This window comes from Pseudobutyrivibrio xylanivorans DSM 14809, assembly GCF_900141825.1.
GTDB lineage: Bacteria > Bacillota > Clostridia > Lachnospirales > Lachnospiraceae > Pseudobutyrivibrio > Pseudobutyrivibrio xylanivorans.
The window spans coordinates 11,570-33,081 of sequence record NZ_FQYQ01000027.1 but is presented as its reverse complement, the minus strand read 5'-3'; the positions used below and the strand labels follow the sequence as shown (position 1 = coordinate 33,081).

The window sequence follows — 21,512 nt, the reverse complement described above, 5'->3', positions numbered from 1 at the left end:
GCAACATTAGTTACATACGCAAAGAAGAATGGAATGACTTTGATTTGTGTAGTAATGAAGGATACAGTTAATGACCAGTACCCAGATTCGACAAACCTTTTTGAGTATTGTTTCGATAATTTTAGCACTTATAACGTGGCTGATTTTGCATCAATATCAGAGGATGATGTAAATGTAACAGGTGTCCTTAGTGAGAATAGCGAATTAATTAAGATAGATAAAAAGGGAATAATAGTTATTCCTAAGACTGCTAGTGTATTAGATGTTACGTCAGAGGTTATACCTTATAGTGATAAGGATAATAAATCTGTTGTAGGACAGCTTCAGTATACATATGCTGGTAGAAATGTTGGACAGGCAAATCTGGTATTTACAAATGCAGAAGTAGAAAGCTATCCATTTGATAATATTCCTGTAGAGCAGGGGGGAAGCGGAAAAGAGTATATTCAGGTTGATTATCCAAAGATTGGATTAATTATTCTGGGAATAGCAGTACTAATTGCTCTGTTTCTTTTCATTAAGAGCAGATCCAGTGAAATATTATTGTTTAGACATAGATATAAAAGCAGACATTCAAAACCTAAGAAGTCTAATATGACAATAATAAGGGATAATGGTAAAAAGAGAAGAAAAAGAAGATAAAAGACAGTAAATGTCTTAAAATAGATAGTATAAGACAAATAGAAATGATAAACGACAGTCAATATGGCCAATGACTGTCGTTTTATTATTTTGGAGACTGAGAATAAATTAAATATATTTAAGAAACAAATTACCTGTTTATCAGACTATTTATTAAAATTTCAAGCTGATGTGCATTGGAAGTGTACAATAATAATCCTTTAGAAGAGTTGATTATTGTAATTACTTTATCTTCAAAAGTAGCTGATTCAGAAAGTAATTGAAAGAGATAATCCTTATATTTTCCATCCGCTTTAAGGAATAAGGTTTCATATTCAGGAAGTGGAACAAGCTCTGCTCGGGTTTTCTTTAATAGAAATGCAATTTCTTTATCCTGATTAAGCTGATCTTCAGTTTTATTAATAATAAAATAACCACGTTCGTCTTTTGGCATACCAAGAGCTTTAACTGCACGCTGAACCTGCTTTGTCAGACTGTCACTGGCAGGGTAGAGAGATTGAAAGTAGCTCATAAAATCAGCAGCAGTTTTGAAATGTTCATTTGTTCCTCGCTCTAAAACCTCAGTCATAAGAATCTTTTTAATTACTTTTTCACATTCCTTACGAGAAGGATTTTTTCTTAGAGTAATAGTTTCTTCAGACATAAAAACCCCCTAAAAGACATTATTAATAGTACTAATGCTATTATAAGACTAAACTAAACTGAATAAACGACAATTATTGACGCTAATTATTGTCTATTACGCTGAAAGCCTTGATATTAAAGGGTTTGACAGGATTTTTTAAGAATGGGATAATTAAAAATAATTACCTCGCTAAGGAGAGAGGAGTGGAAAAAATGGAAATGCTATTATCACGTGATGAAAAAAGACAATACCAGCTTGAACAGATTAATGACTTAGTAGAAGAAAACGGTGGCCTTGTTAAGACTAGCGAGATAGAAGCACTTGGAGTAGATTATCGCAGAGTTCTTTCTTTTGTAGAAGAAGGATATCTCATAAGGGTAAAAAGCGGATATTATACTACAAAGTACTTTGAATGTACTGAAGACCAGTGGATTCATAAACTCTTCGGCGAGGATGGAATACTTACCATGGAGTCTGCGCTTTATGTATATGGATATCTTAAGGATAGACCATATAAATGGAGTATTGCTATAAATAAAAATACCAGCAAATCCCGTTTTAATATCGACTATCCAATAGTGGAGCCATATTATACGGAACCAGAGGTTATGGAACTGGGAGTTACCGAAGCAGATTTTGCAGGTTCTAAAATGAAAATCTATACAAAGGAACGTCTGATATGTGATGTTCTTAAATATCAGGAAAAGGTAGACAGGGAAGATTTTAAAAAGGGCGTATGGGCATACATTATGGATGAAGATAAAGATGTTGCCAAGCTGATGGAATACGCAAAGGAACGTAAGGTGTTGAAGAAGGTTCAGTCCATGATAGGTGTGTGGCTCTAATGATTAATCGTTTACAGATAAAAGAAAAATCAGAACAACTAAATATTCCTTTCAAGAATATTTTAAGTGCCGTTGTAGCTGAGATAATCATTGAGTTACTGGCAGAGGGACAGTATTGTAACGAGCTTTATCTCTGCAATGGAAATGAATTTAATACTGAAGTATATAAGGATTTATGTATTTCAAACATATACTATGAGTATGCAAAAGAGATTGATGAAAAAATGGCTGTTCTCTATATGAGAGATATTTTAAAGGAGATTATGGCTAAAGCAGCACTGGAGGCATTTATAGTTAATGGTACAGTGGATGAGTCGGGAATAAAGCTGAAGATAACAGTTGATGAAATGTATATTCCTTTGAATATCTATTTCAGAAAGCACCGTGCCGCCAATGAACCAGAAAAGCTTCAGATAAAGCTTACCGCTTATGAAAACAGAGTAGTAGATGTTTTGACCAATCCAAAGGAAGAGGAACTGGTAAAAAATTTAGCGGAGATTATAGAAAAGCTCGAGCTGATTAATGATATGGATCAGTACTATCTGGCATACGAGATTCTTACAACCTATCCTGTGAACGGACGAAAGGTAAAGGATAGTCTTGTAAAGCTATTAGAAGAAAAAAAGATAAACATAGACCATAGCAGAATAGAAATGCTTAAAAGTTATGGTGATTACACTTACATGAAAAAGAAATGGAAAGTGGAATTACGACAAAAAAAGAAGTCCGAACCACAATGGTCGGACGTACATTTATGTCTTATGAATTTTTTAGGACCTATTTGGGAAGCTATGGAAGCCAATCTTGTTTTCTTAGGAGATTGGATGCCACAGCTAAAAAGGTTTCTGGATTAAGTAATCTAACAACGACTTAGCAAACAAAATTGTGCTTTAAAATTGAAAACACAGCATAGTAATATGATTGTCTATCGTTAACTTTGTAGAATTGTTGTTCAGTAGAAACAGATGAAATATTAGTGACCTCTTCAATTTCTATAAGGTTAGTATAGCAACGGTCCTGAATGTAGTTCATGGTAGACTTTTTAAAATAAAAACTTTTAAAAAGAGTACCAATACAACGCTTATTGTAAACACCACAAATAGTATCCAGATTATCGTTGGAAAACTTAAAAGTAGTTATATCGTAGTTGTAGGATTGATCGTAAAGATAAACTGCAATACGAGGATCCATAAAAGGCGTATCAACAGACATGAAAAATGCCCTGTCACCAGAAAGCATGGTAAGACAGGAAAGGATAGCACCATATGGTCCAGCATTTCTGGAGATATCTGGAATTTCCTGAGCATCAAGACCAAGATGGGAAAGGTCACCTCTTTCATTTACAGAAAGGTATACTTTATCAAAAAATGGGCTGAATTTATCATAGATATATTCAACCATAGTCTTATCCTCAAATGGTAAAAGAGCTTTTTTTGTACCCATGCGGGAGCTGTCGCCTCCACAAAGAATAACTAAAGTTCTGTTCATGTTTTCCTCCGGATGTCATCATACTTAAGTAAATGTAGGATATAACTTTAATATATATAATATCGATTTTCAAAGGAAATTAAAAGTTAACATCAGATTATGAGTTTAAAAAAGACATTAGAAAATTATTCAAAATCAAATATGTATCCGTTTCATATGCCAGGTCACAAACGTCAGATGGATGGCGTTTGTAAAATTGATATGACAGAGGTAGATGGAGTTGATGATCTGCATGATGCAAATGGAGTAATTGACGAAGAGCAAAGGCGAATGGCTAAGCTCTTTGGAGCTGATGAAAGCCGTATTCTGGTTGGTGGCTCTACTGTAGGAAATCTGGCGAGTATATATGCCTGTTGTAATGAAGGCGACTATATTGTAATACAGAGAAATTCACACAAAAGTGTGTATAATGCCGTAATGCTAAGACATTTAAAATGTGAGTATATTGAAGCGGAGCTTCTTGAAAATGGAATTTTTAAAGCCGTAACAATGGAGCAGGTAAAATCTACGGTGGAAAAAGTGGATGTAATCCCAAAAGCAGTAGTTATTACTAGTCCAACATATGAGGGATTTCATGCGCCAATAAAAGAAATCTCAGAGTATTGTCATGATAAAGGAATCATCCTTATTGTGGATCAGGCACATGGAGCACACCTTGGATTTAATGACGAGTTTAAAGGCTCGGCTGTTGGTCTGGCTGATATTACGATACAAAGCTTACATAAGACATTGCCGAGTTTGACACAGACGGCAGCTATGCATATCACAGGAAATAGAATAAACTCTGGTAGAGTGTCAGCAGCTTTGGATATCTTTGAAACAAGCTCTCCTTCATATGTGCTTATGAATTCCATTAGCAACTGTCTTGATATCATGGAAAACAGCCGTGAATTATTTAGCGATTATGTGGATAACCTTCATGATTTTTATGCCACAAGTGGAGAACTGAAATATCTTAAGCTTATGACTGATGAAATAGAAAAGAAGGATCCAGGAAAACTAGTAATTTCTACAGAGAATACAGATATCACAGGTGTGGAACTAGCGAAGATTCTTAGAGAAAAATATGAATTGGAAACAGAACTTTCAAGTTTTGCCTACGTGCTTGCAATGACAAGTATAATGGATACAAAGGAAGGGTTTGCCAGATTAAAAATAGCTTTAAAAGAAATCGACGATACGTTAACAGCGGGACACATTGATGTTCCTAATCTAAAGCTAAATTATAAAAAAGTCATGGAGACTTTCCGGGCAAAGGCTGGAGGAGAAAAAGAGATACCGCTGGCTCAGGCTGAGGGAAAAGTATCGTCGGCAATGGTATGCCTTTACCCACCTGGAGCACCGATTATAGTTCCTGGAGAAGAAATCAGCCAAGAGGCAATAATGGTAATACATGAAGCTAAGGCTAAAGGACTTCATGTTACTGGAATGGATATGGAAAGAGAAACCATCTCCGTTGTCAATTAGATAAGGTTAAACTATACTTTATATATAAAATATTAATGAGGACAGTATGGGTAAAATATTTTGCATAATGGGCAAGAGCTCAACAGGGAAAGACACAATTTTTAAAATTTTGCTTCAGAGAAAAGATATTAATGTAAAGCGAATCGTTTCTTATACAACAAGACCGCAGCGAAGCCACGAGAGGCCAGGGGAAGAGTACAACTTCGTGACTATAGAAGAAAAAGATAAGTTGGTTGAAGAAGGCAAGGTAATAGAGATTCGAAAATACGATACTGTTCATGGCCCATGGTTTTATTTTACAGTAGATGACGGAAATTTGGATTTAGCAAATGAAGATTATCTTATGATTGGAACAGTAGAAAGCTTTGTGAAAATCCGTGATTACTACGGAGAAGACAAGGTTTTGCCGATATATATAGAAGTAGATGATGGTGTAAGACTTAGCCGAGCACTTGAGCGCGAGCGTATTCAGGAGCATCCTAAATACGAAGAGATGTGTAGACGTTTCCTTGCAGATCAGCAGGATTTTTCAGAAGAAAATCTTTCAAAAGCAGGAATCACAAACAGATTTAACAACAACGAGGATAGTGCAATTACCAGCGATAACATAGCGGCATTCATAAATAGGTAGGTGTTTTTATGGATATTAGAGTAAGCGATGTAAGTCAGGTTCAACAAACAGAATCAGCAAAGACTACAGCTCCAGTGGATGACACTTTTAAATTCACTTTGGCTTCAGCTATTGATGATGCTGAGCTTCAGGAGAAGCTGACAAATCTCATGAATGATATAGCCACTCAGGGAAAGCTTTTGTCTGAGCATATGGATATCAGAGATATGAAGCGTTATAGGGGATTGGTAAAGGATTTCCTTAACGAGGTTGTAAATCGCTCTCATAAATTTTCCAGAGAAAACTTTCTAGATCGTCGTGGTCGACACAGAGTATATGGAATGATTAAACTGGTGGATGAAAAGATGGATGAGCTGGCATCAGCTCTTGTTCAGGATGAAAGAGACCACCTTGATATTTTAAATAGGGTAGATGAAATTAGAGGACTTCTTCTTGATATCATCACCTAGAACAAGTAATTAATTGGGAGAATAACTATTAATGAGCTTCAGTGAAATTATAGGACAGGAGGACGCTAAAAGCCTCCTTAAAAACGCAGTTAAAACAGGAAACCATAGCCACGCCTATATTTTCAGTGGAGAAAAGGGTTCAGGCAAGATGATGTTGGCAGAAGCATTTGCAACTATGCTTCAATGTGAGAATCCTTCAGATGATGCCTGTGGAGAGTGTCATTCTTGCAAACAGGCCATCAGCCATAATAATCCGGATATTATCTATGTCCATCGAGAAGAGGGCAAATCAAATATCAGTGTAGATACTGTGAGAGAGCAGATAGTTAATGACGTAGATATCAAACCTTACAGCAACAAATATAAAATCTATATTGTAGAAGAAGCAGAGAGAATGAATCCTCAGGCACAGAATGCTATTCTTAAAACAATTGAAGAGCCACCTGAGTATGCAATTATTATTCTGCTGACAGCAAATCACAATGCATTTCTTCAGACTATTCTATCAAGATGTGTGCTGATTCAAATGAAATCCATTGATACGGAAAGTATAAAAAGGATATTACAATCAAAATATGAGATTGTAGATTATCAGTCTGAAATGGTGGCTACCTTTGCTCAGGGTAATGTTGGAAAGGCCATAGCTTTAGCAACAGACTCCAGCTTTAATGAAGTGAAAGACCAGGTAGTTTCCCTCTGCAAAAGAGCAGGTAGAATGGAAGAAAACCAGATAGCCGATGAGGTGAAAGTCATCAAAGAAGCCAATGACAGTGATAAAAAAGCTGGTGATGATGAGAAAAAATTTCAGGGCTTTATAGAACAAATGCTAGATTTAATCACCCTTTGGTATAGAGATGTGCTATTATATAAAGCGACATTGAATGATAATCTCCTACTTTTTAAGGAGAATTCATATGATATACAGGAGCAGGCACAGCGCTGCTCATACTATGGCTTGAACAATATTGTTGATGCGATAGCAGAAGCAAGAGCCAGACTAAATGCTAATGTCAATTTCGAATTGACCATTACGCTTCTTATAGAATCAATCAAGGAGAACAGTAAATGATAAAGGTTATCGGCGTACGCTTTAGAGGCGGCGGAAAAGTATATTACTTTGATCCAGACGGAGTAGAGCTCAAAAGAGAGGATCAGGTTATTGTAGAAACAGTTCGTGGTGTTGAAATCGGAACAGTTCTTTTAGTAGACAAGGAGATTTCAGACGACGAGGTTCCAGGCCCAATCAAGAAAATCATGAGAAAGGCCACAGAGGAAGATAAGAAAAAAGCTGTTAAGAATATCGAAAAGGAAAAGGAAGCACTTAAGATTTGTGAAGAGAAAATCGCAAAGCGTGAGCTTGAGATGAAGCTTGTTGGTGCTGAGTATACCTTCGACAATAATAAGCTTATTTTCTATTTCACAGCTGACGGACGTATTGATTTCCGTGAGCTTGTAAAGGATCTTGCTGCAGTATTCCACACACGTATCGAGCTTAGACAGATTGGTGTCAGAGATGAGACAAAGCTTATGGGTGGAATTGGTATATGTGGAAGAGAGCTTTGCTGTAAGAGCTATCTTGCTGATTTTGTTCCAGTATCTATCAAGATGGCAAAGGAGCAGAATCTTTCTCTTAATCCTACAAAGATTTCAGGACTTTGCGGAAGACTCATGTGCTGCCTTAAGAACGAGCAGGAGACTTATGAGTATCTTAACAGTCGTCTTCCTGGTATCAATGATACAGTCACAACACCTGATGGTTTTAAGGGTACAGTTCAGTCAGTAAACGTACTTCGCCAGACAGTTCGTGTGCTTTTTGAGGATGGAGATCTTAAGGAGGTAAAGGATTATCCTACAGATCAGCTTAAGTTTAAGCCTAGAAAGCGCAAGGTACAGGTATCTAAGGAAGAGGCGAAAGAGCTTGCCGATTTGGAGGATAAAAATTAATGGAAAATCTTGTTCGCGACGATGAGCGAGTAGATGATCTTCAAATAAACGGATATAAAATAATTCAGCATCCTGACAAATTCTGTTTTGGCATGGATGCTGTCTTGCTATCATCGTTTGCTAGAGTTAAAGAGGGAGAGAAGGCGCTAGACTTAGGTACAGGCACAGGAATTCTTCCTATATTACTGGAGGCCAAGACAGACGGAGAGCATTTTACAGGACTGGAAATCCAGCATGAAAGTGCAGAAATGGCAAATCGATCCGTTTTATTGAATGGATTAAGTGATAAAATAGAAATAATTGAAGGTGACATTAAGGAAGCGGCCCAGATTTTCGGAAAGGGCACAATGAATGTTGTTACAAGCAACCCTCCTTACATGACTAATCACCACGGATTAAAGAATCCAAATGACGCCAAAGCTATTGCCAGACACGAGTTGCTTTGCTCACTGGAGGATGTTATTAGTCAGACAGCGGCAGTGCTTAAGCCAATGGGAAGATGCTATTTCGTACATCGCCCATTCAGACTGGTGGAAATCATTACATTGATGCGCCAGTATAAGCTGGAGCCAAAGAGAATGAGATTGGTTTATCCTTTTGAAGATAAGGAGCCAAATATGGTTCTTATAGAGGGTGTCAAGGGAGGCGGTCCACAGCTTACAGTGGAGGCACCACTTATTGTGTACGATGCACCGGGACAGTACACAAAAGAAATTTATGATATATATGGAATGATAATGAAATAGAGGTGTAAATGAGCGGAACACTTTACTTAGTTGCAACACCAATCGGAAATCTTGAGGATATGACTTTTCGAGCAGTTAGAATTCTCAAGGAAGCAGATTTGATAGCAGCAGAGGATACAAGAAATTCAATAAAGCTACTTAACCATTTTGAGATAGATACTCCAATGACCAGCTATCACGAGTTCAATAAGGTGGAAAAAGCCCACACACTGATAGCAAAGTTAAAGGAGGGGCAGAATATCGCAGTCGTAACGGATGCTGGAACACCTGGTATTTCTGATCCAGGCGAGGAGCTTGTAGCGATGTGTTACGAGGAAGGAATTGAAGTTACATCAGTACCAGGACCTGCCGCATGTATCACAGCAGTGACAATGTCAGGACAGGCATGCAGAAGATTTGCATTTGAAGCATTCCTTCCAAAGGATAAGAAGGAACGTCGTAGAATATTAGAAGAATTAAAAACTGAGACTAGAACTATCATCATTTATGAGGCACCTCACCATCTTATAGCTACATTAAAGGAGCTGACAGAAACACTTGGTGAAGACAGAGGCATTACTCTTTGCCGAGAGCTTACTAAAAAGCACGAGGAAAAGGAAAAGACTACACTTGGCGGAGCACTTAAATCATATGAGACCAAAGAGCCAAGAGGTGAATATGTATTAGTATTAGCTGGAAAATCAAAGGCAGAAGTCATTGAGGAAGCAAGAGCTGCATTTGAGGAGATGACCATTCAGGAACACATGGATATGTACTTGAATCAAGGCATGGATAAAAAGGAAGCCATGAAGGCTGTTGCCAAAGATAGAGGAGTTAGTAAACGAGACATTTACAACGCATTGCTTGATTAGCATGGGAGATGAAAATGTATATTTTGACTGATTTATTCCTAAACAAAATTTTTATTGCACCTGTAGTCGCTTGGCTAATAGCGATGGCTATTAAGATTATCATTGACTGCACAATGAGCGGTTTTAACAAAGACCGATTGGTTGAAAGCGGTGGAATGCCAAGTTCACACGCAGCCACAGTGCTTGCGTTGATTACAATAACAGGAGCCTGTATCGGCACTGGTTCATTTGAGTTTGCAGCAGTATTCTTTTTTGGATTTATTACATTATATGATGCCAGAGGAGTACGTTTTGAGACTCAGAGACAGGGAAGAGCTTTAAATGATCTCAATGATGAGCGTGAGGAAGAGGGTAAACAACCACTGAACATTAAGAGATTTACGGAAAAAATGGGTCACACAATGCCAGAGCTGATGGCTGGTGGTGTTATTGGTATCATTTGTGCGTTGGTAGTTTATTATCTGCCATTCTAAAGGCAGTAAAACATATAAAAAAGAGAGGGGGAATTGTATTGGTAAACATGGATAATATCCAAAGACTCAAGGAAATGATTGATGATAGTTCAAGAATCGTATTCTTTGGTGGTGCGGGTGTTAGTACAGAAAGCGGTATTCCAGATTTTCGAAGCAAAGACGGTCTTTATAATCAGCATGACGTAAGATTCGATAAGTATCAGCCAGAATATCTTCTGAGTCACAGCTGTCTTATTCACGAGCCAAAGGTATATTTTGAGTTCCATCGTCAGAAGATGGATACAAGAAATATAGAGCCTAACAATGCCCATAAGTATCTGGCTAAGCTTGAGCAGATGGGTAAGCTTAACGGTATCGTTACTCAGAATATTGACGGGCTTCATCAGAAAGCCGGAAGCAAAGCTGTGTATGAGATTCACGGTAGTGCATTAAGAAATTACTGTATGAAGTGCGGAACAACTTATCCGGTTGATTATATTTTCGATTCTGAAGAGCCAATACCAACATGTGATTACTGTGGCGGAGTAGTACGTGCAGATATAACACTTTATGAGGAAGGACTTCCGGAAGATCAGGTAAACGGAGCAGTGAGAGCTATTGGTTCGGCAGATATGATGATAATCGGCGGAACATCATTAACGGTTTATCCGGCAGCGTCATTTGTAAACTACTTTAATGGAAAGTACATTGTAATAATTAATCAAAGTGAACTGGCCTTTAGGGAGTCAGAAAACACATTGATAATTAAGGACAGAATTGGTGAGGTATTCACAGAACTGGCCAAATTACAAGGGATTGATTTATAAATACGCAAAAAAACAAATAAAAATGTGAAAAGCCTTGAAAAATACCTTCTTACATGTTAAAATCTCATTTCGTGGTATAAAACATTTATATCCTTGCTAGGCTATATAACGTAGCTTGGCCAATAGACCAAAAGGAGGTAGAAAAGCATGAACAAGTATGAATTAGCACTCGTTGTTAATGCGAAGATCGAAGACGATGCAAGAACTGCCACAGTTGAGAAGGCGAAGGAGTACATCACTCGCTTTGGTGGACAGATCTCAGACGTCGATGATTGGGGCAAGAAGAGACTTGCTTACGAAATTCAGAAGATGAATGAAGGTTACTATTACTTCATCCACTTCGATGCTGAGGCAGGCGTACCTGCACAGATCGAAGAGAATATTCGCATCATGGACAACGTACTTCGATTCTTATGCGTTAGAGCTGACGAGGCTTAATAGTATAAGATAAGGAGATTAATTATGAATAAAGTTATTCTTATGGGACGTCTCACAAGAGACCCAGAAGTTCGTTACGGTGGTTCAAACAACAGCGCTGTTGCAAGATTCTCTCTTGCAGTTGATCGTAGATTTAAGAGAGAAGGCGATGAGCAGACAGCAGATTTCATTAACTGCGTTGCTTTCGGAAAGACAGCAGAGTTCCTTGAGAAGTATGCTCGTAAGGGCACAAAATTTGTTGTAGAGGGTCGTATTCAGACTGGCTCTTATACAAACAAGGACGGACAGAAAGTTTACACTACCGATGTAGTTTGCGAGAATGTTGAGTTCGCAGAGAGTAAAAACTCTCAAGGTGGCGGAAGCAGCTTCGACGGTGGCAGCAATTTCGCACCAAGCTCAGACGCAGGCGACGGCTTCATGAATATCCCTGATGGAATTGACGAGGAATTACCGTTCAACTAAGTCAAGGTAACGAAAGCCTTGGCTAACATCAATAGGAGGTTAAATCATGGCTTTTAATAAGACAGGCGATGGTCAGCAGAGAAGAAGACCAATGCATAGAAGAAAGAAAGTCTGTGTTTTCTGTGGTAAGGATAACGTTATCGACTACAAGGATACAGCAAAGCTTAAGAAGTATATTTCTGAGCGTGGAAAGATTCTTCCACGTCGTATCACAGGCACATGTGCTAAGCACCAGAGAGCTCTTACAGTAGCTATCAAGCGTGCTCGTCACGTTGCACTTATGCCATACGTACAGGATTAATTCTTGAATTTATAGGTATTAGAACGATTTTGATTCAGTTTTGACACCAATTTGACTCCAAAATCAAATGGTTAGATACAGAATAATACGTAATAATACATAGGTCAGGAGAAATACTTGAACAAATAAGACACTATTTGGATTCAAATCCGAATGGTGTCTTTTTTATTTGTCATTTAAAGATTCTACTAAACCTTTGTCGCAGTTATACCAGCAGATCATGAGAGGAAGATAGCAGATATGAGCGATATTCAGTTCAAGTATTTTTATGGAAAAGAATCAGAGTTATTTACATTTTATAGAATTCCAAAAGAATTAATAACAAATCCACGCTTTAAGAGTTTAAGTAATGATGCAAAGCTGCTCTATGGATTAATGCTAGATAGAATGGCATTATCAGCGAAGAATAAATGGTTTGATAAGTATAATCGTGTCTACATATATTTCTCAGTAGTGGATGTAATGGAACAACTGAATATTGGGAGAAATAAGGCAATCAAACTATTTAAAGAATTAGATGATGAATCAGGAATAGGCTTAATTGAAAAGAAACAGCAGGGACAAGGAAAGCCTGCGATAATTTATGTAAAGAGCTTTGTTATTGAGGATGACAATGTATATTCTAAGGAGTTTGAAAAACAAACTGCTAAGAGTTTAGAAACAAAACTTCAAGAAGTATCAGATATAAACTCTAATAATAATAAAGAGATTAATACTAATGTAGATATAAAATCTAATCCTATCGATATAGATGTGATGGAGATGGGAAAAAGAATACGAGACCAGCTGGGTATAGACGTATTGATGAATGATGATCCTGATAATAGTGAGTTATATGAAGAAATATTCGAGTTGGTATTGGAGACAATGCTAAGAAAGGATAAAAGCATAGTTATAGCAAGCTGTAGATATTCACTAGAATTGGTAAAAAGAAAACTACAAAAGTTAAACATGTTTCATGTTCAGTATGTTGTTGAATGCATGTCGAAGAATTGTACCAAAGTGAGGAACATTAAAAAATATATGTTGGCCAGTCTGTTTAATGCCCCAACAACGATAAAAAGTTATTATCAAGCTGAGGTAAACCACAATATGGTTATGGGGAAGTAATTACGAAAGGGGGGACTATGGCTACTACAAGAATAATACCTTTACATCTAAATAAGGGTAAAACAATGTCGCAATGCCTTGAAGAAAGATTGGCATATGCCCTAAATGAAGAGAAAAATGAAAAAGGTAAATATGTATCTAGTTATGAATGTGATATACGTACAGCTGATGTCGAGTTCTTGTTACATAAGCAGATGTATTATAATCAGGTTGCGGGAGTCCGTAGTAATGAAGTAATTGCTTATCAAATTCGACAGTCGTTCAAACCAGGGGAAATCACTCCAGAGAAGGCAAATGAGATAGGTTATGAATTGGCAATGCGTTTTACTAAGGGGAAATATGCTTTTATTGTGTCAACGCATACAGATAAAGCGCATATTCATAATCATATAATTTTTAATTCCGTGTCAACTGATGGTAAGCGAAAATTTAATAATTATTACTTATCATCAATGGTAGTACGAAAAATATCTGATTGTCTGTGTCTTGAGAATGGTCTTTCAGTAATTAAAAATCCAATGAGTTATTCTGAACGAAAGGTAAAGGGAAGTTACACTAGAAAGGCTAATTTTAAGGATAAACGCATAGAGTTTCTTAAAGATGTTCAGAATAAAGCTTTAGAAGGAAAGGGTAAAGGATATATTACCTGGGCGAAGCGATTCAATGCCAAACAAATGGCAAAGACTATTTTATTTTTAGAAGAAAAGAAAATTGCATCATATGAAGAACTCTGCAAAATAACAGATGAACGAACCCAAAAAATTGATAGATTAAAGGAATCAATAAAAGAGCATGAGGCTTATCTGGAAAAAAACAAGAGGATGCAAAATGCCATTATTGATTACTCCAAGAACAAAAAATACTTTGATGAGTATAAAGCCAGTGGTTATAGCAAAAAATATTATTCGCAGCATGAAGAAGAGATTATTAGATTTAAAGCTGCAATGGAAATCTATAAAGAGTTGGGTGACAAGAATTTATTTAATCTCAAAAAACTGCGTGAAGAATATGGAACTGTACTTGAAATAAAAAAAACAGAGTATCTGGAATATAAGGAATTGAGAAAAGACATATATGATTATTATGTAGCACGTAAGAATCTTGAAATGCTTTATGGAGAGGAAAAGGGTAGAGGTTCAAGCGAGCGTAAGCGAGAAAACTCACATTTGGAAAATGTGTTGTAGGCCGAACAGGCGATTTGTCCGACCAAATCATTGCTTGCCACTCGACAAATTTCACTGGCTATCATGAGAAATATTTGGATTTGTTTAAAAGTATGTAGTATCATTTTTCTTAATAGTGATAACAAGATTATGGAGGTCTGATATGGATCAAAAATATAGAGATGCAGTGGAATTAATAAAGACGGCAATTCTTCAAAGCCAATATGAAGCTGCTAAAAATGTTAATGCGAATCAATTAATGCTTTATTTTGGCATTGGAAAATACATTTCTCTCAATTCTAGAAATGGATTTTGGGGACAAGGGGCGATTGATGCTATTAGTGAACAGCTAGAAAGAGAGTTGCCTGGATTAAAAGGGTTTTCAGCAAGAAATTTAAGATATATGAGAACTTTTTATGAGGAATGGCGCGTTCTTGATACAAATTCGACATATGTGATTGAAGATAAAAACTCTATTTTGGCACATGCGTGTGCCAAAATAGAAGATTCAGAACGTGAGGAAATTTGGCACACGCATGTGCCAAATTTGGAAAGTTTTCCGTTTGCAGACTTTTTCTCAATAGGTTTTTCTCATCACAGAGCTATTTTATCAAAAGTTAAATCTTATGAAGAAAGAGTTTTTTATATAAAAAAGTGTGCAGAAGAGAAACTTAGTTTTAAAGCAGTTGAAGAGATACTTGAACAAGATTTATTTCATCATCAAGGAAATCTTCCTAATAATTTTGCAAATACTATGACACCAGGTCTACAAGCATTTAAAGCAATTAATACATTTAAAGATGAATACCTTCTTGATTATATAAATGTGGAAGAGATAGATATCCGTGATGCAGCTGATGTAGACGAAAGAGTTGTAGAAAATGCTATTGTAAACAACGTTAAGAATTTCATCTTAACTTTTGGAAAAGACTTTGCATTTATAAGTAACCAGTATCACTTGGATGCGTTTGGAGAAGATCAATATATAGATTTACTCTTTTTTAACAGGGAATTAAATTGTCTTGTTGCGGTTGAGCTTAAGAAAGGAAAGTTTAAACCATCATATTTGGGCCAGCTTCAAGGTTATTTAAGCATACTTGATGGTTTTGAAAAGAAACCTCATGAGAATCCAGCGATAGGGGTTATTTTATGTAGGGATATGAACAAGTCATTTGTTGATTATGTAATTCAAGATTATTCAAAACCTATGGGAGTTGCGACGTATAAGACATCTAAAGATATGTCTGAAGAATTAAAAAAGGCATTGCCAGATATAGAAGAATTAAAAAGATTATTAGATGCCGAGGATTGAGGAATGAAAAATCAGAAAAACAAAGAGATTATTGGTTCTATTGTCACAGGAACGGTTGATCGGCCGCTTGGCTCGGCACATCCGAATTACCCAGATATGATTTATCCTATCAACTATGGATATGTCGATGGCGTCTTTGCGCCTGACGGAGAAGAACAGGATGTTTACATATTTGGTGCAGATGAGCCGCTTGACACCTACACTGGTACAGTTATCGCAGTATATCATCGAACTAATGATATTGAGGATAAATGGATTGTTTCCATAGATGGTAAGGATTATTCGGATGAAGAAATCCTCGAAAAAATAGAGTTTCAAGAAAAATACTATAAAGGAATATTATTAAGATAATGGAGTTAGAAATTACTAGAATATCGAAGGCATACGAAGTCAGAGCATTGAATGAGCAGGATATTCTGCAGGTATATAACATGTGCTGCAAAAATGAATTGTACTATCAGTATTGTCCACCTTTTGTGACAACTGAAAGCATAAAGGCAGATATGACAGCACTACCGCCTGGAGTAACATTAAATAATAAGTATTACATAGGTTTCTATGATAGTGATAATTTGATTGCTGTTATGGATTTAATACTTGGTTATCCAGATAAGAATACTGCTTATATTGGATTCTTTATGACTGGCATATCTGTTCAGAATAAAGGGGTAGGAAGTGAAATCATAAGTGAGTTGAGACGATTTGTAAGTGATAATGGGTTTACGAATATTCAGTTATGTTGGGTACAAAATAATCCACAGGCAGAACATTTTTGGCATAAAAATGGCTTCATGGAGACCGGTAAGATATATAACATGGATGATTATTATGTAGTAGAAGCACAAATAGATATAATTACTAATAAACAGTAAACTAAGGGGGATAGATAATATTATGTCTGACTTCGGTATAAACGAAATGCTTGAGATGCAGAAAGTACTTCAGGAAAAGTACAAAGATAAATGGGAGCATATTTCTCCAGAAGTTGGTAAAAATAAACTACTTTGGATGATTGGAGAAGTTGGAGAGGTTATTGATATAGTTAAGAAGCATGGCCCTCAAGCAGCTGATATAGACAATCCTGAGCGTAATCATCTTATTGAAGAAATGGCTGATGTGCTTATGTATTACAATGATGTTTTGCTTTGCTATGGGATATCTGCCGATGAGTTAAAAGAATCTTACTCTAGTAAGTTTGAGAAGAATATGAACCGCTGGTAGAAGCAGTTATGAAATTATAATCCTTCTTGTATTGCAATGCAAAAGGTAGAAGTAAGAGTTAACTATAGATGATAATATTGATGTAAAGTAAGAATAGTTTAATAATTGAGGATGTTGTGCCTAAGGAAATGAAAGTTTTTTGAATTAAAAAATAATTCAACCAAAAGGTTGAAACACAAAATATTGTATGCTAATATAATTATAGACACTAGTGTTTTAAATAATAAGGAGGGTATCATATGTTAACCAGTCTAGGAAGGTTCCTGCGTAAGTTACGTATAGATCGCGGAGAAATACTGAAGGACATGGCTGATAAGCTTGAGGTATCCGTATCATTTTTGTCGGCAGTAGAAAATGGCAAAAAGAGAATGCCTACGGCATGGAATGGGAGAATCTGCAGTTTATATGAGCTTAACGAAGGACAAAAGGATGAATTTACGAAGGTTATAGCAGACACAGAAAAAACAATAGAACTTGATTTTTCTGGAGCATCAGCTAGTAGAAGAGAATTAGCGGTATCATTTGCTAGAAAGTTTTCGGATATTGATGATACTCAATTGGAAGAGATTCAGAAAATTTTAAAGAGGAGGTAAAATGCTATGAATTGTTTTAAAGCGGATGCATGTTCTCGAAGAGACATTCAGAGATTTGTGTATTCGCTAAAGAAAAAAGTGGGACTGGAGAATGAGCTATATTTCCCGGTAATAGAATTTCTAGAAAATGTATTACCAATGATTATTCCTGATTTCAATTATGAAATTGTATCAGAAAAGGAAATGGGGAATAAACATGGGGAAACATATCCTAGCAAAAATCTTATAAGAATAAGAGAGGATGTTTATGATCGAGCAGTAGCAGGTGAAGGTCGAGATCGTCTTACAGTTGCTCATGAAATTGGACACCTGTTTATGCATGAAGATGATTGTGTGGCATTATGTAGGCTTGAACCAGATGAGAAGTTAAAACCATTTGAAGATCCTGAATGGCAGGCTGATTGTTTTGGTGGAGAGTTATTAGCATCCTCATATCTAATAAAAGGAATGAGAGCTTGGGAGGTTGAAGAACGCTGCGGTGTATCGGGTGCAGCTGCTAGGTGCCAATTAAAGCATTGTAAGTAAACTAAATATTGAAAGGTGGTTCCTTTAGTGAATTTATTACAAAAGAAAAAACGCACAGAAGATTGTTACCAGCAATCAACTATGCGTTTCCTCGCTAAGGATATCTATAACATCCCTAAATGTCGTTAGATAATTATAGCATATCCTTTCTGCGAGGGCAAATAAATGTTACTATTAACAATTTTTGCCGCTCTTTATGTAGAGCAGAAAGGAGGCATCTATGTCTCAAATTAATTGTACCCGTGCAGGGTGTCGTGATGTGTTTCATGCGTTTTTAGTTGAAAATGCAACGTATGAAGGATTTTTGGAAATTCCTGAGATTGATTACGGGGATTTCAGGCCTAATAAGTTGATGGCATTTTCAAAAGCTATTAGCTCAAAAGATTATGACTGCTGGGTTCACTTCTATGAAGATGATGCGGCTTTTGAGCGCATCTGGAACAATCCCAAAAAGTATCTTCCCATTTTGCAGAAATTTAAGGGTGTTATAAGCCCAGATTTTAGTCTTTATAGAGATATGCCACTCGTTATGCAGTTCTGGAATATTTATCGAAGCAGGGCTATTGGACGTTGGTTGCAGGATAATGGAGTAAACGTAATTGTTAATGTACGCTGGGGAGATTATAGAACATATTCGGTATGTTGTAATGGCGTCCCTAGAAAAGGAACGATAGCTATTGGTTCTCATGGTTGCATACGAATCAAAGAAGATAGATTGTTTTTTGAAAAAGGCTTAGGACAGGTTGTTAATATACTGTCACCCAAAACCATTGTGGTATATGGTAGTGTGCCAGACTATATTTTTGATAAATATAGAGAAATGGGCATCGATATTCTTCAGTTTAACAGTGATTTTGCTGTTAGTAGAAGGGAGGATGCCTAATGGGAGCAGGAAGACACGGTGGCTTTGGTAATACAAAAGGAAGTAGAATTCGTATACCATTAAATCTTCAATTCTTTGCAACTAAAGTATTTGGGAAAAACGGTCATTTTTCAGAAAAAAATTTCGAAAAGTATGGAGCGTATTTTCTTGGGAAATCACCTAGCAAAATTTCAAATGAGATGAATAAACATGGTTATAAAACAATTATTGAACCATCGAATCGTATGGGTTCTAAAGCCAAAAGAATTGTTGTGCAGAATACTTCAAAAGAAAGAAACGTAGCTGTAGTACAAGTATCGCCTGGTTCTAAAAGACATGGAGATACAGCATATGTAAAAGTGAGCACTATTGATAGTGGAAAATTTAAGTATGTAAATCGGAAGGAAAAATATAAATCGGATGGAGATGAAAAAGCTAAGATTTACTACGTAGAAAGGAGAAAAAATGAAAAATAGTTTGTTGTCAGAAAATATAACTCCATATGTTGGACTTGAGACATTTAAGTTAGGAATGAAGCTGGAAGAAGTAAGAACAATACTGAAATCAAACAAGATTCCATTTAATCAAAAAATTCAGTCTAACAAAGATACTACAGATAAGGTGCCTTGGATTTTCATTTCGATAGAGGAGTCCGTAACATTTTGCTTTGCTAAAGATGTTATGTATGAAATATATCTAGAAAATTCATATAAAGGTGTTCTACCTAATGGTGGATATATAGGAATGGAATTTAGGAAACTTCAAGAGATTGATCCATCTTTAGTATATAATGATGATGAGGAAGATTTTGAATCCAAAGAAGGGTATTGGGTTTTAGATAATTTAGATACAAAAAAAGTTGAATCTATAACAATATTTCTTCCAGAGGTACCTTCTCAGGCGTTTTATACATATCAATGGGTAGAAAAATATATATAGTCAATAGTTACTCTTAAAATGGTTGTTGACAGTTAGTATACTCATGGATAGAATTAAACACAAAGAAAAAGTTTGACTTTTGCAGAGCGGCATTGCACATAGAGTGATGTTAGCTCTGTTTTTCGTTGTTCAGATACTGTTGCCTCCTGTTGGAGGCTTTTTTTATTCTATAGTTGCAAAAAGAATTTGATTGTTATATTATCAGTTTATAGAGAACTCTATAATATAAAGTATAATCAGGAGGGTAATTATGGATAAAAATATTGAACTTGCACTAGATGACATTTCGCTTATCAAAACAGTAATTGAACGTACACAACAAGATTTTTCTAAAATCGCACCTTTCTTTATAGGCGTGGGGATGATTAATGGAATTGCAGCCATTGTAGAACAATTGATGTATTTTTGTAGAAATACTATTGGATATGGTTCAAGCCTAGTTCGGATATTTGGAGTAGGCTATTATTTGATTAAATTTATAGGATATATTATTCTTTTTCTTTACTTTTCACGAAAACTAAAAATCACAAATAACGAAATCAGCAATGGTATGCTAAAAATATGGGGAATTTTTTTAATTGGTTCATACGTATTTATTATCTTGTATATGAATTTGATTCCTACTGGCAATAATGATCAAATTGTTACTCTATGGAGATGTAAAGAATTATTAGAAATTTTGCCGATTATTTTTGCCTTATTTATGACAGGTATACTTACACAAAGAAAACTAATAACAATTTGCACAGCATGCTATAGTGTATTGTATTTGATTTTGTTTATGAGTATGAAAGAGATGCCTTTCGGGACAATAGGTGGAAAAGGTACTTTGATTTCAGTTAGTAGCTTTAGTATCAGGGTAGTAATGATTTTCGGAATGGTTGCATTAGGGCTGTTTTTTAGGATAGGAGCAAAGAATCATGGAAATAAATACAATACCAGAAGCTTTTCAAACGAAGCTTAGGTTAGCGGTCTTATCTGCTCTGCTGACTGGTACAAAGAGTTTCAAAGAATTGAAAACTATAACCTCAGCAACTGACGGAAACTTAGGTATACAGCTTAATAAATTAAGCGAAATGGAATATTTAACGATTGAAAAAGCATTTGTAAACAATAAACCCCAAACCACTTATACACTTACTGAATTTGGAAGAACACAGTTCAAAGAATACGTTGAGCTATTGGAATCTTTATTATCAAGTTCAGAATAAAGACATTGACAAGTCGGGATTTGTTTAGCATTTGTGCTGTAGTGAAATACTCAACTCTAGTTCTACTTCGTGTTAATGGCAGTGGGTTACATGTATAATTATTAGTATAAAGAATCTGGAGAGTTTATATGTGAGGAAGAATATAAAAATAGAGCAGATGAAAACCTGCTTTGCTTGCTAGAACGTAGAGCGTATGAGAGTGTACCACTCGAGATAAGTTTCGAGGAGTTTCAAAATGCTTTGAGGAGAATTTCAGAGACAACTGTCCTATTGCAGAGATTTGAAGATAGACAAGAAGCTGTAAAATTTCTTGTAAAAGAAATGGAAATACAATCCTAGATATTTTCTAGGATTGTATTTTTTTGTATTTAAATAAATATACACCTTGCATAATAGTCTCCCTCAGTG

29 protein-coding genes and 1 pseudogene are annotated in these 21,512 nt (G+C 36.0%); 28 read left to right on the top strand and 2 right to left on the bottom strand.

Translation table 11 applies throughout. The features are described from left to right. Positions 1–642: pseudogene (locus BUA88_RS16210) on the top strand (hypothetical protein); the annotation flags it as partial. 130 nt (positions 643–772) lie between these two features. On the opposite strand, the gene BUA88_RS13885 reads toward BUA88_RS16210, so the two are convergent. Beyond that, the gene (locus BUA88_RS13885) at positions 773–1,285 is read right to left on the bottom strand and encodes a hypothetical protein (protein WP_072919060.1); all 513 of its coding nucleotides are present in this window, start codon (positions 1,283–1,285) and stop codon (positions 773–775) included. Between the two features lie 194 nt (positions 1,286–1,479). Here BUA88_RS13885 and BUA88_RS13880 point away from each other — a divergent pair, with 194 nt between their 5' ends. Both BUA88_RS13880 and BUA88_RS13875 read left to right on the top strand, forming a co-directional pair. Next, positions 1,480–2,112 (top strand): type IV toxin-antitoxin system AbiEi family antitoxin domain-containing protein, encoded by a 633-nt coding sequence (locus BUA88_RS13880; protein WP_072919064.1) that lies wholly within the window; start codon positions 1,480–1,482, stop codon positions 2,110–2,112. Further along, a complete protein-coding gene (locus BUA88_RS13875; protein ID WP_072919058.1) occupies positions 2,112–2,966 on the top strand; it encodes a hypothetical protein in 855 nt (284 codons plus the stop codon). The genes BUA88_RS13880 and BUA88_RS13875 overlap by 1 nt, the downstream gene beginning before the upstream one ends. 16 nt (positions 2,967–2,982) lie before the next feature. Here the strand turns inward: BUA88_RS13875 and mobA are convergent, their stop codons facing one another. After that, complete coding sequence (gene mobA / locus BUA88_RS13870; protein WP_072919057.1) at positions 2,983–3,600, bottom strand: molybdenum cofactor guanylyltransferase; 618 nt, start codon at positions 3,598–3,600, stop codon at positions 2,983–2,985. Positions 3,601–3,699: 99 nt separating this feature from the next. On the opposite strand from mobA, the gene BUA88_RS13865 reads away from it, so the two are divergent. The 25 genes from BUA88_RS13865 (at position 3,700) to BUA88_RS13745 (ending at position 21,104) form a co-directional block, all read left to right on the top strand. Then, a complete protein-coding gene (locus BUA88_RS13865; protein WP_072919055.1) occupies positions 3,700–5,067 on the top strand; it encodes an aminotransferase class I/II-fold pyridoxal phosphate-dependent enzyme in 1,368 nt (455 codons plus the stop codon). A 46-nt stretch (positions 5,068–5,113) separates the two neighbouring features. Continuing rightward, entirely contained in the window at positions 5,114–5,698 is a 585-nt protein-coding gene (locus tag BUA88_RS13860; RefSeq protein WP_072919053.1) for a nucleoside/nucleotide kinase family protein, read from the top strand. 8 nt (positions 5,699–5,706) lie between these two features. Continuing rightward, positions 5,707–6,147, top strand: coding sequence for a YaaR family protein (locus BUA88_RS13855; protein WP_072919052.1), 441 nt, complete (start codon positions 5,707–5,709; stop codon positions 6,145–6,147). A 31-nt stretch (positions 6,148–6,178) separates the two neighbouring features. Next, the gene (holB, locus tag BUA88_RS13850; RefSeq protein WP_072919050.1) at positions 6,179–7,216 is read left to right on the top strand and encodes a DNA polymerase III subunit delta'; all 1,038 of its coding nucleotides are present in this window, start codon (positions 6,179–6,181) and stop codon (positions 7,214–7,216) included. After that, a complete protein-coding gene (locus BUA88_RS13845) occupies positions 7,213–8,091 on the top strand; it encodes a PSP1 domain-containing protein (protein ID WP_028247178.1) in 879 nt (292 codons plus the stop codon). The genes holB and BUA88_RS13845 overlap by 4 nt, the downstream gene beginning before the upstream one ends. Further along, positions 8,091–8,837, top strand: a complete 747-nt coding sequence (locus BUA88_RS13840; RefSeq protein WP_072919048.1) for a tRNA1(Val) (adenine(37)-N6)-methyltransferase — start codon at positions 8,091–8,093, stop codon at positions 8,835–8,837. The genes BUA88_RS13845 and BUA88_RS13840 overlap by 1 nt, the downstream gene beginning before the upstream one ends. 8 nt (positions 8,838–8,845) lie before the next feature. Further along, positions 8,846–9,688 (top strand): 16S rRNA (cytidine(1402)-2'-O)-methyltransferase, encoded by an 843-nt coding sequence (rsmI, locus tag BUA88_RS13835; RefSeq protein WP_072919046.1) that lies wholly within the window; start codon positions 8,846–8,848, stop codon positions 9,686–9,688. Between the two features lie 14 nt (positions 9,689–9,702). Further along, the gene (locus tag BUA88_RS13830; protein ID WP_072919045.1) at positions 9,703–10,161 is read left to right on the top strand and encodes a divergent PAP2 family protein; all 459 of its coding nucleotides are present in this window, start codon (positions 9,703–9,705) and stop codon (positions 10,159–10,161) included. A gap of 47 nt (positions 10,162–10,208) precedes the next feature. Next, a complete protein-coding gene (locus tag BUA88_RS13825) occupies positions 10,209–10,967 on the top strand; it encodes an NAD-dependent protein deacylase (protein ID WP_072919062.1) in 759 nt (252 codons plus the stop codon). Positions 10,968–11,114: 147 nt separating this feature from the next. Next, on the top strand, positions 11,115–11,405 hold the full coding sequence (rpsF, locus tag BUA88_RS13820; RefSeq protein ID WP_028247183.1) for a 30S ribosomal protein S6: 291 nt from the start codon (positions 11,115–11,117) through the stop codon (positions 11,403–11,405). Between the two features lie 24 nt (positions 11,406–11,429). Next, complete coding sequence (locus tag BUA88_RS13815) at positions 11,430–11,867, top strand: single-stranded DNA-binding protein (RefSeq protein WP_072919043.1); 438 nt, start codon at positions 11,430–11,432, stop codon at positions 11,865–11,867. 46 nt (positions 11,868–11,913) lie between these two features. Next, entirely contained in the window at positions 11,914–12,168 is a 255-nt protein-coding gene (gene rpsR, locus BUA88_RS13810; RefSeq protein ID WP_028234190.1) for a 30S ribosomal protein S18, read from the top strand. A gap of 240 nt (positions 12,169–12,408) precedes the next feature. Next, positions 12,409–13,278: a DUF6017 domain-containing protein gene (locus BUA88_RS13805; RefSeq protein WP_072919042.1), complete on the top strand. Its 870-nt coding sequence runs from the start codon at positions 12,409–12,411 to the stop codon at positions 13,276–13,278. Between the two features lie 17 nt (positions 13,279–13,295). After that, positions 13,296–14,462: a relaxase/mobilization nuclease domain-containing protein gene (locus BUA88_RS13800; RefSeq protein WP_072919040.1), complete on the top strand. Its 1,167-nt coding sequence runs from the start codon at positions 13,296–13,298 to the stop codon at positions 14,460–14,462. Between the two features lie 142 nt (positions 14,463–14,604). Then, entirely contained in the window at positions 14,605–15,753 is a 1,149-nt protein-coding gene (locus tag BUA88_RS13795; protein ID WP_072919038.1) for a PDDEXK nuclease domain-containing protein, read from the top strand. Between the two features lie 3 nt (positions 15,754–15,756). Beyond that, positions 15,757–16,104, top strand: a complete 348-nt coding sequence (locus tag BUA88_RS13790; protein ID WP_072919036.1) for an inorganic pyrophosphatase — start codon at positions 15,757–15,759, stop codon at positions 16,102–16,104. Beyond that, positions 16,104–16,625, top strand: a complete 522-nt coding sequence (locus tag BUA88_RS13785; protein ID WP_072919034.1) for a GNAT family N-acetyltransferase — start codon at positions 16,104–16,106, stop codon at positions 16,623–16,625. The genes BUA88_RS13790 and BUA88_RS13785 overlap by 1 nt, the downstream gene beginning before the upstream one ends. 22 nt (positions 16,626–16,647) lie before the next feature. Further along, complete coding sequence (locus tag BUA88_RS13780) at positions 16,648–16,974, top strand: MazG nucleotide pyrophosphohydrolase domain-containing protein (protein ID WP_072919032.1); 327 nt, start codon at positions 16,648–16,650, stop codon at positions 16,972–16,974. 239 nt (positions 16,975–17,213) lie between these two features. Then, the gene (locus BUA88_RS13775) at positions 17,214–17,567 is read left to right on the top strand and encodes a helix-turn-helix domain-containing protein (protein ID WP_072919030.1); all 354 of its coding nucleotides are present in this window, start codon (positions 17,214–17,216) and stop codon (positions 17,565–17,567) included. A 6-nt stretch (positions 17,568–17,573) separates the two neighbouring features. Beyond that, positions 17,574–18,092, top strand: a complete 519-nt coding sequence (locus BUA88_RS13770; RefSeq protein ID WP_072919028.1) for an ImmA/IrrE family metallo-endopeptidase — start codon at positions 17,574–17,576, stop codon at positions 18,090–18,092. Between the two features lie 220 nt (positions 18,093–18,312). Further along, entirely contained in the window at positions 18,313–18,975 is a 663-nt protein-coding gene (locus tag BUA88_RS13765; protein ID WP_072919023.1) for a DUF4417 domain-containing protein, read from the top strand. Next, a complete protein-coding gene (locus BUA88_RS13760) occupies positions 18,975–19,430 on the top strand; it encodes a hypothetical protein (RefSeq protein ID WP_072919021.1) in 456 nt (151 codons plus the stop codon). The genes BUA88_RS13765 and BUA88_RS13760 overlap by 1 nt, the downstream gene beginning before the upstream one ends. Next, entirely contained in the window at positions 19,420–19,893 is a 474-nt protein-coding gene (locus BUA88_RS13755) for a hypothetical protein (protein WP_072919019.1), read from the top strand. Before BUA88_RS13760 ends, BUA88_RS13755 begins: the two co-directional genes overlap by 11 nt. A 250-nt stretch (positions 19,894–20,143) precedes the next feature. Next, positions 20,144–20,857 (top strand): hypothetical protein, encoded by a 714-nt coding sequence (locus tag BUA88_RS13750; protein WP_072919017.1) that lies wholly within the window; start codon positions 20,144–20,146, stop codon positions 20,855–20,857. Continuing rightward, positions 20,814–21,104: a transcriptional regulator gene (locus BUA88_RS13745; protein WP_072919015.1), complete on the top strand. Its 291-nt coding sequence runs from the start codon at positions 20,814–20,816 to the stop codon at positions 21,102–21,104. The genes BUA88_RS13750 and BUA88_RS13745 overlap by 44 nt, the downstream gene beginning before the upstream one ends. Positions 21,105–21,512: the final 408 nt, after the last annotated feature.

What these genes read in the sequence shown, in the direction of transcription:
- BUA88_RS13885 (WP_072919060.1), bottom strand. Translation starts at nt 1,285, where the DNA reads ATGTCTGAAGAAACTATTACTCTAAGAAAAAATCCTTCTCGTAAGGAA.
- BUA88_RS13880 (WP_072919064.1), top strand. Translation starts at nt 1,480, where the DNA reads ATGGAAATGCTATTATCACGTGATGAAAAAAGACAATACCAGCTTGAA.
- BUA88_RS13875 (WP_072919058.1), top strand. Translation starts at nt 2,112, where the DNA reads ATGATTAATCGTTTACAGATAAAAGAAAAATCAGAACAACTAAATATT.
- mobA (WP_072919057.1), bottom strand. Translation starts at nt 3,600, where the DNA reads ATGAACAGAACTTTAGTTATTCTTTGTGGAGGCGACAGCTCCCGCATG.
- BUA88_RS13865 (WP_072919055.1), top strand. Translation starts at nt 3,700, where the DNA reads ATGAGTTTAAAAAAGACATTAGAAAATTATTCAAAATCAAATATGTAT.
- BUA88_RS13860 (WP_072919053.1), top strand. Translation starts at nt 5,114, where the DNA reads ATGGGTAAAATATTTTGCATAATGGGCAAGAGCTCAACAGGGAAAGAC.
- BUA88_RS13855 (WP_072919052.1), top strand. Translation starts at nt 5,707, where the DNA reads ATGGATATTAGAGTAAGCGATGTAAGTCAGGTTCAACAAACAGAATCA.
- holB (WP_072919050.1), top strand. Translation starts at nt 6,179, where the DNA reads ATGAGCTTCAGTGAAATTATAGGACAGGAGGACGCTAAAAGCCTCCTT.
- BUA88_RS13845 (WP_028247178.1), top strand. Translation starts at nt 7,213, where the DNA reads ATGATAAAGGTTATCGGCGTACGCTTTAGAGGCGGCGGAAAAGTATAT.
- BUA88_RS13840 (WP_072919048.1), top strand. Translation starts at nt 8,091, where the DNA reads ATGGAAAATCTTGTTCGCGACGATGAGCGAGTAGATGATCTTCAAATA.
- rsmI (WP_072919046.1), top strand. Translation starts at nt 8,846, where the DNA reads ATGAGCGGAACACTTTACTTAGTTGCAACACCAATCGGAAATCTTGAG.
- BUA88_RS13830 (WP_072919045.1), top strand. Translation starts at nt 9,703, where the DNA reads ATGTATATTTTGACTGATTTATTCCTAAACAAAATTTTTATTGCACCT.
- BUA88_RS13825 (WP_072919062.1), top strand. Translation starts at nt 10,209, where the DNA reads ATGGATAATATCCAAAGACTCAAGGAAATGATTGATGATAGTTCAAGA.
- rpsF (WP_028247183.1), top strand. Translation starts at nt 11,115, where the DNA reads ATGAACAAGTATGAATTAGCACTCGTTGTTAATGCGAAGATCGAAGAC.
- BUA88_RS13815 (WP_072919043.1), top strand. Translation starts at nt 11,430, where the DNA reads ATGAATAAAGTTATTCTTATGGGACGTCTCACAAGAGACCCAGAAGTT.
- rpsR (WP_028234190.1), top strand. Translation starts at nt 11,914, where the DNA reads ATGGCTTTTAATAAGACAGGCGATGGTCAGCAGAGAAGAAGACCAATG.
- BUA88_RS13805 (WP_072919042.1), top strand. Translation starts at nt 12,409, where the DNA reads ATGAGCGATATTCAGTTCAAGTATTTTTATGGAAAAGAATCAGAGTTA.
- BUA88_RS13800 (WP_072919040.1), top strand. Translation starts at nt 13,296, where the DNA reads ATGGCTACTACAAGAATAATACCTTTACATCTAAATAAGGGTAAAACA.
- BUA88_RS13795 (WP_072919038.1), top strand. Translation starts at nt 14,605, where the DNA reads ATGGATCAAAAATATAGAGATGCAGTGGAATTAATAAAGACGGCAATT.
- BUA88_RS13790 (WP_072919036.1), top strand. Translation starts at nt 15,757, where the DNA reads ATGAAAAATCAGAAAAACAAAGAGATTATTGGTTCTATTGTCACAGGA.
- BUA88_RS13785 (WP_072919034.1), top strand. Translation starts at nt 16,104, where the DNA reads ATGGAGTTAGAAATTACTAGAATATCGAAGGCATACGAAGTCAGAGCA.
- BUA88_RS13780 (WP_072919032.1), top strand. Translation starts at nt 16,648, where the DNA reads ATGTCTGACTTCGGTATAAACGAAATGCTTGAGATGCAGAAAGTACTT.
- BUA88_RS13775 (WP_072919030.1), top strand. Translation starts at nt 17,214, where the DNA reads ATGTTAACCAGTCTAGGAAGGTTCCTGCGTAAGTTACGTATAGATCGC.
- BUA88_RS13770 (WP_072919028.1), top strand. Translation starts at nt 17,574, where the DNA reads ATGAATTGTTTTAAAGCGGATGCATGTTCTCGAAGAGACATTCAGAGA.
- BUA88_RS13765 (WP_072919023.1), top strand. Translation starts at nt 18,313, where the DNA reads ATGTCTCAAATTAATTGTACCCGTGCAGGGTGTCGTGATGTGTTTCAT.
- BUA88_RS13760 (WP_072919021.1), top strand. Translation starts at nt 18,975, where the DNA reads ATGGGAGCAGGAAGACACGGTGGCTTTGGTAATACAAAAGGAAGTAGA.
- BUA88_RS13755 (WP_072919019.1), top strand. Translation starts at nt 19,420, where the DNA reads ATGAAAAATAGTTTGTTGTCAGAAAATATAACTCCATATGTTGGACTT.
- BUA88_RS13750 (WP_072919017.1), top strand. Translation starts at nt 20,144, where the DNA reads ATGGATAAAAATATTGAACTTGCACTAGATGACATTTCGCTTATCAAA.
- BUA88_RS13745 (WP_072919015.1), top strand. Translation starts at nt 20,814, where the DNA reads ATGGAAATAAATACAATACCAGAAGCTTTTCAAACGAAGCTTAGGTTA.